This is a genomic window from Polaribacter sp. L3A8, assembly GCF_009796785.1.
GTDB lineage: Bacteria > Bacteroidota > Bacteroidia > Flavobacteriales > Flavobacteriaceae > Polaribacter.
In genome coordinates, this window is record NZ_CP047026.1 from 667,265 (window position 1) to 683,880 (window position 16,616).

General features: G+C 29.6%; 12 protein-coding genes. 5 read left to right on the plus strand and 7 right to left on the minus strand.

The window, feature by feature from the left end; genetic code table 11:
• Positions 1–12: 12 nt before the first annotated feature.
• Together GQR92_RS02390 and GQR92_RS02395 are read right to left on the minus strand one after the other, a co-directional pair.
• Entirely contained in the window at positions 13–861 is an 849-nt protein-coding gene (locus tag GQR92_RS02390) for a sulfurtransferase (protein WP_158837624.1), read from the minus strand.
• 83 nt (positions 862–944) lie between these two features.
• Positions 945–2,270 carry a dicarboxylate/amino acid:cation symporter gene (locus tag GQR92_RS02395; RefSeq protein WP_158837625.1) on the minus strand — a complete coding sequence of 442 codons (1,326 nt, stop codon included), beginning with the start codon at positions 2,268–2,270 and terminating at the stop codon, positions 945–947.
• Positions 2,271–2,392: 122 nt separating this feature from the next.
• Here GQR92_RS02395 and GQR92_RS02400 point away from each other — a divergent pair, with 122 nt between their 5' ends.
• On the plus strand, positions 2,393–3,034 hold the full coding sequence (locus GQR92_RS02400; protein ID WP_158837626.1) for a DUF937 domain-containing protein: 642 nt from the start codon (positions 2,393–2,395) through the stop codon (positions 3,032–3,034).
• Between the two features lie 59 nt (positions 3,035–3,093).
• Here the strand turns inward: GQR92_RS02400 and bshA are convergent, their stop codons facing one another.
• Positions 3,094–4,230, minus strand: coding sequence for an N-acetyl-alpha-D-glucosaminyl L-malate synthase BshA (gene bshA / locus GQR92_RS02405; protein ID WP_158837627.1), 1,137 nt, complete (start codon positions 4,228–4,230; stop codon positions 3,094–3,096).
• 181 nt (positions 4,231–4,411) lie between these two features.
• A complete protein-coding gene (locus GQR92_RS02410; protein ID WP_158837628.1) occupies positions 4,412–5,257 on the minus strand; it encodes a transketolase in 846 nt (281 codons plus the stop codon).
• 318 nt (positions 5,258–5,575) lie between these two features.
• Here GQR92_RS02410 and GQR92_RS02415 point away from each other — a divergent pair, with 318 nt between their 5' ends.
• Positions 5,576–7,267, plus strand: a complete 1,692-nt coding sequence (locus GQR92_RS02415) for a helix-turn-helix domain-containing protein (protein WP_158837629.1) — start codon at positions 5,576–5,578, stop codon at positions 7,265–7,267.
• Here GQR92_RS02415 and GQR92_RS02420 read toward each other — a convergent pair.
• From GQR92_RS02420 to dnaB, 3 genes are all read right to left on the minus strand, one after another.
• On the minus strand, positions 7,264–8,448 hold the full coding sequence (locus tag GQR92_RS02420) for an asparagine synthetase B (RefSeq protein ID WP_158841921.1): 1,185 nt from the start codon (positions 8,446–8,448) through the stop codon (positions 7,264–7,266). The genes GQR92_RS02415 and GQR92_RS02420 overlap by 4 nt on opposite strands.
• A 91-nt stretch (positions 8,449–8,539) precedes the next feature.
• Positions 8,540–9,298 carry a hypothetical protein gene (locus GQR92_RS02425; RefSeq protein WP_158837630.1) on the minus strand — a complete coding sequence of 253 codons (759 nt, stop codon included), beginning with the start codon at positions 9,296–9,298 and terminating at the stop codon, positions 8,540–8,542.
• A 17-nt stretch (positions 9,299–9,315) separates the two neighbouring features.
• Positions 9,316–10,836: a replicative DNA helicase gene (gene dnaB / locus GQR92_RS02430; protein ID WP_158837631.1), complete on the minus strand. Its 1,521-nt coding sequence runs from the start codon at positions 10,834–10,836 to the stop codon at positions 9,316–9,318.
• 212 nt (positions 10,837–11,048) lie between these two features.
• Here dnaB and GQR92_RS02435 point away from each other — a divergent pair, with 212 nt between their 5' ends.
• The 3 genes from GQR92_RS02435 (at position 11,049) to GQR92_RS02445 (ending at position 16,498) form a co-directional block, all read left to right on the plus strand.
• Positions 11,049–12,125 carry a DUF3810 domain-containing protein gene (locus GQR92_RS02435; protein WP_158837632.1) on the plus strand — a complete coding sequence of 359 codons (1,077 nt, stop codon included), beginning with the start codon at positions 11,049–11,051 and terminating at the stop codon, positions 12,123–12,125.
• Between the two features lie 97 nt (positions 12,126–12,222).
• Positions 12,223–15,177 (plus strand): amidohydrolase family protein, encoded by a 2,955-nt coding sequence (locus GQR92_RS02440; protein WP_199269172.1) that lies wholly within the window; start codon positions 12,223–12,225, stop codon positions 15,175–15,177.
• Positions 15,178–15,196: 19 nt separating this feature from the next.
• Positions 15,197–16,498, plus strand: coding sequence for an amidohydrolase family protein (locus tag GQR92_RS02445; RefSeq protein WP_158837633.1), 1,302 nt, complete (start codon positions 15,197–15,199; stop codon positions 16,496–16,498).
• Positions 16,499–16,616 lie beyond the last annotated feature (118 nt).

The window sequence follows — 16,616 nt, forward strand, 5'->3', positions numbered from 1 at the left end:
GGTATTTTATTTTTAAATTTCTATTGGTAAATTTTCTGTACTTCCCCACTCTGTCCAAGATCCATCGTAAACTGCGTAATTTTTAAATCCTGCTATTTCTGCACCTAAAGCCAATACAGAAGCCGTAATACCTGTTCCGCAAGAAAAAATAAAAGTTTTATTTTTAGGATTCATTTGATTAAAAATTACTTTTAATTCTTCTTCTGGTTTTAGAAGTCCATCTTTTATAATTTCACTAAAAGGCAAACTCACAGAATTAGGAATATGACCTCCTTTTACATCACTTCTTGGTTCTGGTTCTGTGCTGTTAAAACGACCTTTAGAGCGCGCATCTGCAATTAAAATAGTTTCAGTATCAATTGCTTCTAGAACACTCTTTGTAAATTTAACCTTTTTAGGTTGATAATCCACTTTAAAATCACCTTTTAAGCGTGTATTATTTTGTTGTTTTTCAACAAGATACTTATTTTCTTTCCATTTAGGGAAACCACCGTCTAAAACAGCAATATTTGTAAAGCCCATTAATTGAAACATCCACCAAACTCTTGGTGATGAATAAATTCCTAAATCATCATAACAAACAATAATACTATCTTTATTGATCCCTAATTTTTGTGCTTTTACCTCAAATTCTTTGAATGATAAGATGGTATTGGGAAAAGGTGCAGTTACATCAGAAAATGTATTTTTTATATCAAAAAAAATGGCACCTTTAATTTGAAATCTTTCTTCAGAATTAAAGGCGCTAGATTTCTCGGTTACTTTAGGAATTGTACAATCTAAAATAACTAGATTTTTATCATCTAAATTAGCCTGTAGCCAATTTACGGAAACAATGGGTTTTGTTATTTTTAAAGTCATAAAGTTTAAAAATTAAATAAGCGTTCTATTAAAGTGAAAATAGAACGCTTAGATTTATATATTTATTATTGTATATCTGAATACTATTTTACTTCATCATAATTATCATCCCAGTCCTTAGGTTTAGGATCTTTTAATTTATCTAAAGATTTTGCAACAATCATAGCTACAGTAGCATCTCCTGTTATATTTACAGTAGTTCTCATCATATCTAAAGGTCTGTCTACAGCAAAAATTAAAGCCAACCCAATTGGTAATAACTCTGCCGGAAAACCAATAGATTCTAATACAATTACCAACATTACCATACCAGCACTTGGCACTGCTGCAGAACCAATAGAAGCCAATAAAGCAGTAAGTACAATAACTAATTGATTAGAAAAAGTAAGTCCTTCTGGCCAAATAACCTGCATAATAAAAACAGCTGCAATGGCTTGGTATAAACTTGTTCCATCCATATTTATAGTTGCTCCAACGGGCAAAACAAAACCTGCTACTTCTGGGTCTACTCCTAAGTGTTCTTCTACCCTTTCCATAGTTACAGGTAAAGTTGCTGCACTAGAACTTGTAGAAAATGCTAATAATTGTGCTGGACTTATTTGTTTTAAAAACCAAATTGGCGATTTTTTAGTATAAACACTAACCAAAATTAAGTAGAAACCAATCATTAACAATAAACCTCCAACAACACAAAGCGCATAGACTAAAAGTTTTAAAAGAATCTCAGTATCATCAAAAGCAATAATAACATTAGATAACAATGCAAAAACAGCATACGGAGCAAAAAGCATAATTAAATCAACCATTTTCATGACTACTTCATTAAGCGAGTCAAAGAAATTCATTAATGGTTTTGCTTTTTTCTTTGGAATTAATAATAAAGAAATTCCAACAAATAAAGCAAAAAAGATAATTTGAAGCATATTTGCGTTTCCTAAAGAGGTAAAAATATTACTCGGAAAAATATCTACAAGAGCTTGTAATGGTGCTGCATCTTTTTGCGCACTTGCTTTTGTTAATTTATCAACAACATCAGATGACGTTTCATATTTAAGTTTTATTTTCTCTATAGTTTCTGCAGACATACCTGCACCTGGTTTTACTACATTTACAATTCCTAAACCTATTACAATAGCAACTAAAGTAGTTAACATATAGATAATCATGGTTCTAAACCCCATTTTTTTAATTTTAGAAATATCTTTTAAATCAGAAATTCCTTTAATTAAAGATGCTAAAATTAAGGGTACTGCAATTAGTTTTAATAAATTAATAAAGATGGTTCCAAAAGGTTTTATCCAATCTGTAACAAATCCTTTCCCTCCATCAACTGTATTCATTATAAAACCAAAAATGATTCCAAGAATCATCCCTATTAAAATTTTCCAATGTAGTGCTAGTTTTTTCATCAAATAGTTTAAAAATTAAGATTTTTGAAAGGTAAAAAAAATATTAAAAGAATGTGTGACTTTATTCGTATATTGTGTCATAAATTTAGAAAACATTCATATTAATTATTAAAAACATAAAAATGGCAGGTATTTTAGACATACTAAATAGTGATTTAGGAAAACAAATTATTTCTGGAGTTTCTGGATCTACAGGAAATGATTCTAGTAAAACAAGTAGTGTTTTAACAATGGCTTTGCCAGTTTTAATGAAAGCTATGGAAAGAAATGCTTCTACTCCAGAAGGTGCAGCAGGATTAATGGGCGCATTATCGGGTAAACATGATGGTAGTATTTTAGACAACCTTGGTGGTTTGTTTGGTGGTGCTGGTGTAGATGAGAGTGTAAAACAAGATGGTGCTGGAATTTTAAGTCATATTTTAGGTAGTAAACAACAAGGTGTTGAGCAAGTTATTGGTCAGAAATCTGGTTTAGATGCTGGTTCTGTAGCTAACATCTTAAAAGTTGCTGCTCCTTTATTAATGGGAGTTTTAGGAAAACAATCTCGCGAAAATAATGTTTCTGATTCTTCTGGTTTAGGAAGTTTATTAGGCGGGATGTTAGGAGGTAATGAAACTGCAAATGAGCAAAATTTCTTAGAAAAAATATTAGATGCAGATGGTGATGGAAGTGTTATTGATGATGTAGCAGGAATGCTTTTAGGTGGTGATAAAAAAAGTTCTGGAGGAATTGGAAATTTACTAGGTGGACTTTTTGGAAAATAAATTTCTAAATTAATAAACATAAAAAAAAAGCTCAAACTTAATAGTTTGAGCTTTTTTAGTTATATGATTTTACTTTTATAACAAGATTTATAAATTTCTTCATAAACTGGTAAAATATTTTCTAATGAAAACCTTTTCGTATGTTCTCTGGCATTATTTTTAAAAATTTCTAAAGTTTTATCATCTTTTAAAATAGAAATGGCATTTTTTGCCATGTCTTGAACATCACCTAAATTACTTAAATAACCAGTTACTCCATGTATATTAACTTCTGGTAAACCTCCTGTATTTGTAGATATTACAGGTGTTCTTGCTGCCATAGCTTCTAAAGCAGCCAAACCAAAACTTTCTGTTTGAGATGGTAATAAAAAAACGTCGGAATAACACAAAACCTTAGCCACCTCAGAACTATTACCTAAAAAAAGTACGTCCTTAGAAATTTTTAATTTATTCACTAAATTTTCTGCATTTATTCTTTCTGGTCCTTCACCAACTAATAATAATTTTGAAGGAATTTCTTTCTGAACTTCATAAAAAATCTTGATGACATCTTCTACTCTTTTTACAGGTCTAAAATTACTAATATGTGTTAAAATGCGTTCATGTGGTTTTGCAATTGCTATTCTATTGCATTCTGTATCATGTGCATTATCATATTTATTAACATCAATAAAATTGTAAATGACTTTTATATCTTTAGTGATATTAAATAACGTATTAGTAGTTTCTTTTAAGTTGTTAGAAACTGCAGTTACTACATCAGAATTATTAATACTAAATTCTACCGCCGTTTTATAGGTAGGATGACTACCTACTAAAGTAATATCGGTTCCATGCAAAGTAGTTACAACTCTAATATCTAAACCTTTTTCTTTTAACATTTGCTTTGCCATATATGCTGCATAGGCATGTGGTATTGCATAATGTACATGTAAAACGTCTAAGTCGTGTTTTCTTGTAACTTCTACCATTTTACTAGACAATGCCAACTCATAAGGTTGATATTCAAAAAGAGGGTATTCTTCGATAACAACTTGGTGAAAATGTAAATTATGCGTTAAAAAATCTAAACGAACTGGCTGGTTATAGGTAATAAAGTGTACTTCATGACCTTTATCTGCCAATGCCATTCCTAATTCCGTTGCTACAACTCCACTTCCTCCAAATGTTGGATAACAAACAATTCCTATTTTCATTCTATATTCAAATATTATATGATTCAAAAATTAAAAAGATTGACATAACATCAACTTGTTAGTGGTAAAGATAAAGGTATTCTTACAGTTCAAATCAAAATAAAATCATAAAAAAAAGAGCTTTTCAATAGTAATGAAAAACTCCTTTTTGTATATTTTTTTTGAATCTTTTAATTCATTTTTAGTAATCTCCTAAAGTTGCTGGGTTTTGAGCCAATGCATTTTCTAACTGCTCATCACTTGGTGCTTTACCATGCCATGCATGTGTGTGCATCATAAAATCTACACCATTCCCCATTTCTGTATGTAATAAAATACAAACTGGTTTTCCTTTTCCTGTTAAAGCTTTTGCTTCTGCTAAACCTGCTAATATTGCAGTAATATCATTTCCTTTTACAACATCTAAAACGTCCCATCCAAAAGCTTCAAATTTTGCTCTAATGCTTCCCATTGGTAAAACTTGGTCAGTAGAACCATCAATTTGTTTTCCGTTTAAATCTATCGTAGCAATTAAGTTATCTACTTTTTTTGCTGATGCATACATAATTGCTTCCCAGTTTTGCCCTTCTTGCAATTCACCATCACCATGTAAAGTATATACTATTTTATCGTCTCCATTTAATTTTTTTGCTTGTGCAGCACCTAATCCAACAGACATTCCTTGACCTAAAGAACCAGAAGCAATTCTAACACCAGGTAAACCTTCATGAGTTGTTGGGTGCCCTTGTAAACGAGAATCTAACAATCTAAAAGTTGCTAATTCTTCTACAGGAAAAAAGCCACTATGCGCCAAAACACTATAAAATACTGGAGAAATATGTCCGTTAGAAAGGAAAAATAAATCTTCATTATTTCCATCCATTGTAAATTCTGTAGAATAGTCCATTACTTCTTGATATAAGCAAGTAATAAATTCTGCACATCCTAAAGAACCTCCTGGGTGACCAGAATTTACTTTGTGTACCATACGTAATATATCTCTACGAACTTGTTGCGTAAAATCTTGTAATTGTTGTGTCTTTGGCATTTTGTTATTTTAATTTGCACAAAAGTAATTTTTTATACACAATAGACAAAATAAAAATGAAAGTAAAAGAAAGGTTTGGTTATTTCTTTTTCACATAAATTTCCCACATTTATTATCTGTTGATAATTTAAACCTTTCTTTTTTACTTTGCTGTGTAAATATATTTTAAAAAAGAAGGTAATAAAAAAATGAGATGTCGTAATTCATGAATATAGCATACAAGGGATAAAAAGGAAACCTAAAAGCTTGACTGTTAAAAATTAAATAAAAAGTGCTTAAAAAATTAGAATAAAGTATTTTCGTAAAAAAAAAAGAAAATTGAAATATTTCCCTACTATAATTACTGTTTTTCTAATAATTTATTCAATTAATACCTGTAGTCAAACACAAGATTCTATAAACAGCCTCAATTTTGAGGAATTAACAGAAAAGTATTATGAATATAAATTTACAGATTCTTTAAAGGCGAAAAGAATAATAAAAATATTTTTAAAAAAGAGTAAAAAGCAAAAAGATACTATTAAAACTATTCAAGGATACAATTTTTTAAGTGACATTTTTAATGATGATAACATCTACTTAAATCATTTAGATAGTTTAATTGAAAAGACAAAAAAGAAACCCAATAAATTGTTCCCTGCATATTTATACTCTAGAAAAGGTCGTTATTATCTATATAATTCTAAAATAAATAAATCTTTAAAAAACTATATTTCAGCAATAAAACTCACTAATATATATAGAAATGATAGTCTAAAATATATTTTTAAGCAAAAAATTGGTATTTTAAAATATAGAAATAAAAACTTTAATGAATCTAAGAAGATAAATTTAGAGACTTATAATTTTTATAAAAAGAAACCGCAATTTATTAACCTTCATGAATATTATAATCTTTTATCTAATATTTCCGCAAATTATTTAAAAGAAAAGAAATATGATTCTGCTATTTATTTTAATAATAAATCATCTAAATATGCTTTAAAAAATAACTTTTTATTCTTTATACCTTTTTTTAAATACAGAAAAGGTAAAATAGAATTAGATCAAAAAAAATACCTACTAGCTATTAATAGTTTTAAAGAATCAATACCAGGTATTATAGATGATGAAAATTATTATATTTTATCTGAATCGTACAATTACATTGCCGAATCTTATTCTAAATTAGGAAATCTTGATGCAGCATTAAAATATAATTTCTTAATTGATTCTTTATACAGCAAAACTAAAATCACTCAAAAATCACAAAGAAATGCTTATCAGTTTTTAATAAATCATTATAAAGAAAAAAAAGATTTAAAAAACCAATTAAAATATATTGAAAAATTTTTAAAAATTGATAGTATTTTAAATTCTAGAGAAAAGAATCTTTCAAAAACTTTTTCTGAAAAATATGATAAAAAAAGATTAATTGCAGAAAAAGAGAAAATTATTTACAAATTAAAAAATGATATATCGACATTTCAAAAAAGTAAAAACTATTTCTTAGTAATATTATTTATTGTAATTATTTTATTTTTATACCAATATAATAAGAGAAAAATTCAAAAAAAGAGTTTTGATAAAATTATAACTGATTTAAAAAACAAGAAGACTACAATATTAAATGAAGGTGAAAGTAAAATTGAAAGTAATAATATATCCAAAGAGATTATAAATGATATTTTAAGTAAATTACATTCTTTTGAAAAAAGTAAAGGGTATACAAATTCTGATATTACTTTAAGTAAACTTGCCAAAGAATTAAATACTAATTCTAATTACTTATCAAAAATAATAAATCAAAATAAAGGTGTAAATTTTTCTACTTATATAAATAAATTAAGAATAAATTATACACTCTTATTATTAGAAGAAAATGAAGTAATTAGAAAATACACAATTGCTGCTATTGCTAATGAAGTAGGCTTTAAAAATGCTGAGTCTTTTTCTAAAGCTTTTTTTAAAGAAACCAAGTTAAAACCTTCTTTTTATATAAAAGAATTAGAAAACCAAAAAGTAGCTTAAGTTTTTTGCTTCTTTTTTTTTGCTGCAGGAAACAACACGTTGTTCAAAATTAAGCGATAACCAGGTGAAGTTGGGTGTAAATCTAACTCTGTTTTAGGATCTCCTACTCTGTGTGTATAATCTTCAGGATCATGTCCTCCATAAAAAGTAAACATTCCTTTACCTATGGTACCATGAATATAGCGAGCTTCTCTATTGGTTTTGTTTTCTCCTAAAACCAATACGTTAGATTTAACTGTGTTTCTATCAAAAGAAGTGGTTTGTCCCATAAAACCTTTTACTAAAGTAGTATGATTTTGAGTTAACATTGTTGGTACAGGATCCCACTTTGCAGAAAACTCTCCTAAAGAAAAATAGTCTGATGTTTTAGCAATTTTACGTTTACTCGTCATATCAATCGTAGAAAACTCATAAGTAGTTGGGTTTTTAATCAATTGATAATCCTTAAAAGCAAAGGTTTTATTGTAATTAATTTTTGATTGATAATTAGGTTCTGATGCATCTCCATCAAACATAGATTCTGCAATATCTACACCTTCTGCCGATAAAGCAATATCAAAACTATCGGTTGCAGAACACATCGCAAACATAAAACCACCGCCAATTACGTAATCTCTTATCTTTTTTGCTACAGCTAATTTTTCTTCCGATACTTTAGTAAAACCTAATTCTTTTGCTTGTTTTTCGGCCCTTTGCTTACCTTCTATATACCAAGGAGCGCTTCTAAATGCTCCATAAAACTTTCCATACTGTCCGGTAAAATCTTCGTGATGTAAATGCAACCACTCATATAAAAGGAGTTTATCTGCTAAGACTTCTTTATCATAAATAACATCAAACGGAATTTCGGCATACGTTAAAACCATGGTTACAGCATCATCCCAAGGCATTTTGTCTTTTGGCGAATACACGGCAATTTTTGGTGCTTTTTCTAAAGTTACTGCATCTTGATTAGAAGATGGTGATGATATTTCTTGTAATACAAGTTGTGCTTTTGCATCAGATATTATTTGATAAGAAACACCTCGTATTTTACATTCATTCTCTACAATTTTATTGTTTTCTATTAAAAAAGCGCCTCCGTCATAATTTAATAGCCATTTAGATTTTAAGCCCGCTTCTAATGAAAAGTATACAATTCCGTAGGCTTTTAAATGGTTTTTCTGATTATCATAACTCATAGGTACATAAATAAAAGATGCCCAAATAGAATTTGATAGTAGGAGAAAGGTTAAGATTGTTAGGATTTTTTTCATTTAATAAATTTATATATTATAATAATTCAATAAACTTACCAAAAAATGCATCATTATTTTTCCTTAATTCCTTTATAAAACTATTTAATTTTACAGAAGAAGCAATCGTTAAAATACTTGAAGCACTTTCATCAAATGATTTTGTGTTAGCAATTGTCGAGTAATTTACCTCCGATAAATTGAGAGTTCCATCATCTTTTAAAGAAGATTCATATAGAATTCCCTCTATGATAATTACAGGAATATAAATATTACAAAACTTTAAATTACTATTATTTGATTTTTCAACCAAATAATTACACGCATTAAGTAAACTTTTTGAGGCAGAATAAGCTAAGTCTTTAGATTCTTTAAAAGCTGTTACAACATTATATCCGCATTCTGTAATTGAAGGAAAAATAAATTTAAGATTTTCATCTTTCCTTTTTGCTTCGGATATTTTAGAAATTAATTTATCCGAATTTTTACTTCCTAAAATTTTATATCTCTTTGATTGTAGATTAAACAGATCTTTGTTTTTAAAAACAACCCATGGTTTGTCTGTACTTTTTTTACATTCGACAACATATGTCAAGTTAATCCAAACTCCATTAATAAATTTATTAGTATGAGCTATTATGTCAATTTCTCTATATTTGTTTAAATCGATGTCTTTATAAAGGATTGATTGAGATACATGAAACCCTTCACTTTTAAAAGCTTGGGCAACCTTCATTTCAAATGGATATCCATTTTTTAATATCCATTTTTCAATTTTTTTTTCTAATTCATTCATTTCATAAAAATATGAAATTAAAAAGGAACATCATCTACATCACTTCCAAAAGCATCTTTTGGGTCTACTCCACCTTGACCTGCAAAAGGATCTTCTGGGAAATCGGCATTCATAGAAGATTGAAATTCACTACTAAAACCTTCTTCTAAATCAGAGAATTTTGCTAAGTGACCTGTAAATTTTAAACGAATATTTTCTAACCCACCATTTCTATGCTTTGCAACAATAAATTCTCCTTGTCCTTCACATGGCGTATGTTCATCATCATCCCATTCTGTCATTCCGTAATATTCTGGACGGAAAATAAACGATACAATATCTGCATCTTGCTCAATTGCTCCAGATTCACGTAAATCAGATAATAAAGGTCTTTTAGATCCTCCACGTGTTTCCACCGCACGAGATAATTGAGACAGTGCAATTACTGGCACTTCTAATTCTTTTGCTAAAGCTTTTAAGTTTCTAGAAATCATAGAGATTTCTTGTTCACGGTTTCCGTTAGATTTTCCACCGGCAGTCATCAATTGTAAATAATCAATTACAATAATTCTAACATTGTGTTGTGATACCAATCGTCGTGCTTTTGCACGTAAATCAAATACAGAAAGAGAAGGTGTATCATCTATAAAAATAGGTGCATCAGAAAGTTTTTTAACTTTTACATTTAACTGTTCCCACTCATGTGCTTCTAAATTTCCTTTTCTTAGTTTTTCTGATGTTAAGCCTGTTTCCGAAGAAATCATACGCGTAATTAACTGTACAGAAGACATCTCTAATGAAAAAACTGCAACTCCATGCCCAAAATCAATAGCCATATTTTTTGCCATCGAAATTACAAATGCTGTTTTTCCCATACCAGGACGTGCAGCAATAATTACTAAATCCGACGGTTGCCAACCAGAAGTTAAGGCATCTAATTTGGTAAAACCTGTTTCTAAACCAGACATTCCTTCCGAATTACCAATTTCTTGAATCTTCGCTAATGCTTGCTTTACAAGTGAACCTGCATCTTCAGAACTCTTTTTTAAATTCCCTTGGGTAACTTCAAAAAGTTTTGCCTCTGCATCGTCTAATAAATCGAAAACATCGGTACTTTCATCATACGCATTTTCTATAATTTCACTAGAAATTGAAATTAATCTACGTTGAATAAATTTTTGAAGAATAATTCTTGCATGGAACTCAATATGTGCAGAAGAGGCTACTTTTTGAGTTAAACGGATTAAAAAGAAATCGCCACCAACAAATTCTAATTTCCCATTCTTTTTTAACAAGTTAGAAACTGTTAAAAGATCTATAGGTTCAGAATTTTGAAACAATTCATAAATTGCCGCATAAATTTCTTGATGTTTTTGATCGTAAAAAGCATCAGAACTTAAAACGTCAATTACGTCATCAATTCCTTTTTTATCAATCATCATTGCTCCCAACACAGCTTCTTCCAACTCTAATACCTGTGGAGGAAGCTTGCCCTTTTCAAGATTAACTAATCTTGATTTATCTATCTTTTTTCCTGCAACAGGAGTCGTTTTTTCCATTATTACAAAGGTACTTTTTTAGGTTGAAAATATTTTCTAAAAGTTCAATTTAATTTGTAAACATTTATTGTCTATAAAAATGTTATTATCTTGTTAATAACCAGTCAACTTCTAAATCGAATCCTTATTTTTACCAACAAAGTTGGATGTATTCTAAACGTTATTCAGCTTGTTTTATTTAATATAAACATAATTTTAATTAATTCTATTTTGTGAAAACAAATAAAAAACACATTCTTATCGCAATTCTTTTACCAGTTCAAATTCTGTTAATGAAATGGGCTACTGTAAATCCTGAATTTATAGAAAAATATTATTCAAACGGAATCTACCCTCCTATTTCATCTTTTTTAAGGATCATTTTAGGTTGGATTCCTTTTTCTGTTGGAGATTTGTTATTGGCTTTCGGCCTTTTTATCCTTATCCGTTCTATTTATCGATTGATTAAAACCAGATTTAAAAATTTTATTCCTAAAATTATACATTTTACAGCTTTTTTATCTGTTATCTATTTTTGTTTTTACCTTTTTTGGGGATTAAATTATTACCGTGAACCTTTGTCTAAAAACTTAAAGTATCATCAGCAAAAATATACTACAGCGCAACTAGAAAAAGTAACAAAACATATTATTAAAAACCTGAATCACTATCAATTTGAAATTACAAAAAATGATTCTCTAAAAGTCGAAAATCCGTATTCTCAAAAAGAAATGTATGCGATAGCCGTTACAGGTTATGATTATTTAGCTAAAGATTTTCCGCAATTAAAATATCAACATAAATCAGTAAAAAGTTCTTTAATGAGTTTATTGCAAACCTATAATGGAACCGCAGGATACTTGAATCCTTTAACCGGAGAAGCGCAAGTAAATGATAGAATTCCTAAAACAGGATATCCCACAACTACGTGTCATGAAATGGCACATCAAATTGGTTTTGCAGCAGAAAATGAAGCAAATTTTGTTGGTTTTTTAGCGGCTAATTATAATGATGATGTTTATTTTAAATACGCAAGCTATAGAATGGCTTTTGGTTATTGTATTTCCGAATTAAGAAAACGAGATCAAACTTTATCCAAAGAACTTTGGAAAACTGTAAACAAAGGAATTTCTAAAGATTTTAATGCGAGTTATCAGTTTTGGCAAGCCTATAAAAACCCTTTTGAACCTTTGGTAAAAAAAGGGTACAACGCTTACTTAAAAGCAAATAAACAAGACAAAGGTGTGCAATCTTATAATTATGTAGTAGATTTATTTATTAGTTATTTTGAAACTTCATCAAAAATCTAAATTTCTTAAATTTATGTTAAAATAACTACTTTTAACATTTCTATAAAAGGTTCTAATTAAATTAGAGCATTATACCAAATAACTAATTCTAACATCTATGAGAAAATTAATCTTATTTTTCTCCTTATTTATGGCTATTTCTATGCATTCGCAAGAGTATTTCCCAACAAATACAGGAGTAAAATCTACTTTTAAAAAAACAGTGGCTTTTAAAAATGCCACCATTTACATTACGCCACAAAAAATTATAAAAAATGGAACCTTATTTATAAAAGAAGGTAAAGTTTTATCTGTAGGTAAATCTGTATCTATACCCAAAGGAACAGAAATAATAGATTTAGAAGGAAAAACAATCTACCCTTCTTTTATAGATTTATATACTAGTTTTGGAATTGAAAAATCAAAAAAAGGTCCTTCTAGTAGCAGAAAAGAAAAACCGCAATATGATGCGACTAGATCCGGTTTTTATTGGAACGATCACATAAGGCCAGAAACCAAAGCTGCAAATTCATTTAAATTTGATGATAAAAAAGCAACAGAATATTTAAAAGCTGGTTTTGGCGTTGTAAATACACATGTACAAGACGGAATTGTTCGTGGAAACGGAATGTTAGTTGCCCTAAACCCGAACTCGTTAGATGCGTATAGAATTTTAGAAAACAGATCTGTTCAGTACTTATCATTTAGCAAAAGTACCTTGTCTAAACAGGCTTACCCTACTTCTAAAATGGGTGCGATGGCTTTATTACGTCAAATGTATTTGGATGCAAAATGGTATGCCGATGGCGATGCTAAAAATAAAGATCAATCTTTAGAGGCTTTAAATGCAAATAAAAGTCTACTTCAAGTTTTTGATGCTGGTGGTTGGTTAGATATTTTAAGAGCAGATAAAATTGGAGATGAATTTAATATTCAATACACCATTTTAGGTGGTGGAGATGAATATGAAAGAATTGATGAGATAAAAAAAACCAACGCAAGTTTAATTATTCCTATTAATTTTCAGGATGCATATGATGTGAGTAATCCTTTAATAGCAAAACAAATTCCGTTAAGTGATTTACGAAAATGGAATCAAGAACCAACAAACTTAAGTGTTTTGGCTGAAAACGGAATTCATTTTGCGCTAACCACACACAAGTTAAAAAAGATGGAAGATTTCCATAAAAACTTGCTAAAAGCAATTAAGTATGGTTTAGATAAGGAAAAAGCCTTAGAAGCTTTAACAACAATGCCTGCAAAATTATTAGGTAACACTACTATTGGAAACTTAAATGAAGGGAGTTCTGCCAATTTTATCATTACTTCTGGTCCCATTTTTGACAGTAAAACAATTATTTATGAAAATTGGGTTCAGGGACATAAAAATATTGTGAATGATATCAATAGCAAAGACATAACAGGTGTTTATAACGTAAACGTAAATGGAAAATTTTATTCACTTACAATTACTGGTGTTGGAGCGAAACAAATGGGTGTTATAAAAAAGGGTGATGAAAAACTAAAATCTACATTTTCTTATAAAAATGGATGGATTCATATAACCTTTAACGATGATGGTTATACGAGATTGGTTGGTCAAATTATTAATGTGGCTAATGTAATGCAAGGTACGGCTTATGATGAAGCGGGGAATGAATCTAATTGGTCGGCTTCAAAAACATTTAAAAAGACTTCTAAAAAAGCGGTTCTTAAAAAAGACAATGATGATACTTTACAGGTTTTACCTATCAGTTATCCCAATATTGGGTATGGTAATTTTAACCTGCCAAAACAAGAAACTATTGTAATTAAAAATGCTACCGTTTGGACTTCCGAAGATGAAGGTATTTTAGAAAACACAGATATTTTAATTAAAGACGGTAAGATTGCCGAAATTGGTAAAAACTTAAAATATAGAAACGCTAAAGTTATTGACGCAACGGGCAAACATGTAACTGCAGGAATTATAGATGAACATTCTCATATTGCTACATCTGCGGTAAATGAAGCTGGACATAATTCTACTGCAGAAGTTTCTATAGAAGATGTTGTAAACCCTAATGACATCAATATTTATAGAAATTTAGCAGGTGGCGTTACTTCCATTCAAATTTTACATGGTTCTGCAAATCCTATTGGTGGTCGTTCTGCAATCATCAAACTAAAATGGGGAGAAAACGCTGATGGTTTAATTTATAAAGATTCGCCTAAGTTTATAAAATTTGCTTTAGGTGAAAATGTAAAACAATCTAATTGGGGAGCAAATAATAACATTCGTTTTCCACAAACAAGAATGGGAACAGAACAGGTTTTTATCGATTATTTTCAAAGAGCTAAAGAATATGATGCTTTAAAGAAAAGTGGCAAACCATATCGAAAAGATATAGAAATGGAAACTTTAGCTGAAATTCTAAATAAAGAACGTTTTATTTCTTGTCATTCTTATGTACAATCAGAAATTAATATGTTGATGAAAGTTGCTGATAAATTCAATTTTAACATCAACACATTTACACATATTTTAGAAGGCTATAAAGTTGCCGATAAAATGAAAGAGCATGGTGTTGGAGCTTCTACTTTTTCTGACTGGTGGGCATATAAATACGAAGTTTTAGATGCAATACCGTATAATGCTGCAATTTTAGCAAACCAAGGAATTACAGTTGCTATTAATTCTGACGATAGAGAAATGTCTAGAAGACTGAATCAAGAAGCTGCAAAAACCATTAAATATGGCGGCATGTCTGAATTAGAAGCTTGGAAAATGGTAACTATTAATCCTGCAAAATTATTGCATTTAGACAATAGAACAGGTTCTCTTAAAATTGGTAAAGATGGTGATGTAGTTTTATGGAGCCATAACCCGCTATCTATTTATGCCAAAGCAGAAAAAACAATTATTGATGGAACCATTTACTTTGATATCGAAAAAGATTTAGAAAAACGAGAATCTATTAAAAGCGAGAAAAGTAAATTGTTAAAAATGATGCTTTCAGAAAAAATGAAAGGCGGTAAAACAGTGATGCCAACTAAAAAACGCAATCAGAATTTTCACTGTGATACAGAGTAAAAACCTAAAAAAAGATAAAATGAAAAAACAATATATATATAGTTTAGTAGGTTTCTTATTCTTTTTAGGAAACCTGACGGCACAACAAACGCCTGCTCCAAAACAAACCACAGCTTTTTCTATTGAAGGAGCAACAGCACATTTAGGAAACGGAAAAGTGATAGAAAATTCACTAATTATGTTCGAAAACGGTAAAATTTCTTTTGTGGGTTCTGCAATGATGCGAATTGCAAGAATGGGCACCATTATCAATGCAAACGGAAAGCATATTTATCCAGGTTTTATTGCAGCCAATGCATCTTTAGGTTTGGTAGAAATTGATGCTGTAAGAGCAACTGATGACGAAGATGAAGTTGGATCTATGTTGCCACATATTAGAAGTTTAATTGCATACAACGCAGAAAGTAAAGTGATAGAATCCATGAGACCAAATGGTGTTTTTATGGGGCAAATTACTCCACGTGGCGGAACCATTTCTGGTACATCGTCAATTATGCAATTTGACGCTTGGAACTGGGAAGATGCTGCCTTAAAAAAAGAGGATGCTATTCATATTAATTGGCCTTCTAGCTTATCACGCGGACGCTCATGGTTGGGTGAAAATCCTAATATAAAAGAGGATAAAAATTACATTAAGAAAATTGAAGAAATTACAACTTTCTTTACAAATGCTAAACACTATTTAGCAAGTAACACATCAACAGAAAACCTTCCTTTTAAAGCTACCAAAGGGTTATTTAATGGTTCTCAAAATATTTTTATCCATGTAAATGGAGAAAAAGAAATTACAGATGCTATAAAATTATTTAAACAATTAGGCATAAACAATATGGTATTAGTACATGCAAAAGGTGCTGAAAATGTTGCTGATTTACTTCTTAAAAATAAGATCCCTGTTATCATAGAAAGAGCACACCGAGTTCCGGATGGAGAAGATGATGATTATGATTTATCTTATAGAAATGCGAAAATTTTAATAGATAAGGGGATTACTGTTGGTTTAGGGATGGAAGGACAAATGGAACGCATGAATACCCGAAATTTACCTTTTTACGCCGGAACGTATGCAGCATACGGAATTGATAAAGAAGAAGCTTTAAAAATGATTACTTCTAATACGGCTAAAATTTTAGGAATTGATAACTTAGTTGGTACATTAGAGGTTGGTAAAGACGCTACGTTGTTTGTTTCTGAAGGTGATGCTTTAGACATGAGAGGAAATATTTTAACAGAAGCATTTATACAAGGAAGAAAAATTAGTCTAGAAACCCATCAAACCAAACTTTGGAAACGATATTCTAATAAATACAAAACGAAATAATTTCTGTAATTATAGTAAAAGTTAATAAATTAGACATTTTTCTAAAAACAATAAAAGTTTAAAAAACTCAGAATATTCTTAATTCTGAGTTTTTTAAACTTATACATTATATGAAATA

Excerpts from the sequence above, each read along its gene's own strand:
- GQR92_RS02425 (WP_158837630.1), bottom strand. The coding sequence starts at position 9,298 with ATGAATGAATTAGAAAAAAAAATTGAAAAATGGATATTAAAAAATGGA.
- bshA (WP_158837627.1), bottom strand. The coding sequence starts at position 4,230 with ATGAAAATAGGAATTGTTTGTTATCCAACATTTGGAGGAAGTGGAGTT.
- GQR92_RS02440 (WP_199269172.1), top strand. The coding sequence starts at position 12,223 with ATGAGAAAATTAATCTTATTTTTCTCCTTATTTATGGCTATTTCTATG.
- GQR92_RS02445 (WP_158837633.1), top strand. The coding sequence starts at position 15,197 with ATGAAAAAACAATATATATATAGTTTAGTAGGTTTCTTATTCTTTTTA.
- GQR92_RS02395 (WP_158837625.1), bottom strand. The coding sequence starts at position 2,270 with ATGAAAAAACTAGCACTACATTGGAAAATTTTAATAGGGATGATTCTT.
- dnaB (WP_158837631.1), bottom strand. The coding sequence starts at position 10,836 with ATGGAAAAAACGACTCCTGTTGCAGGAAAAAAGATAGATAAATCAAGA.
- GQR92_RS02420 (WP_158841921.1), bottom strand. The coding sequence starts at position 8,448 with ATGAGTTATGATAATCAGAAAAACCATTTAAAAGCCTACGGAATTGTA.
- GQR92_RS02410 (WP_158837628.1), bottom strand. The coding sequence starts at position 5,257 with ATGCCAAAGACACAACAATTACAAGATTTTACGCAACAAGTTCGTAGA.
- GQR92_RS02390 (WP_158837624.1), bottom strand. The coding sequence starts at position 861 with ATGACTTTAAAAATAACAAAACCCATTGTTTCCGTAAATTGGCTACAG.
- GQR92_RS02400 (WP_158837626.1), top strand. The coding sequence starts at position 2,393 with ATGGCAGGTATTTTAGACATACTAAATAGTGATTTAGGAAAACAAATT.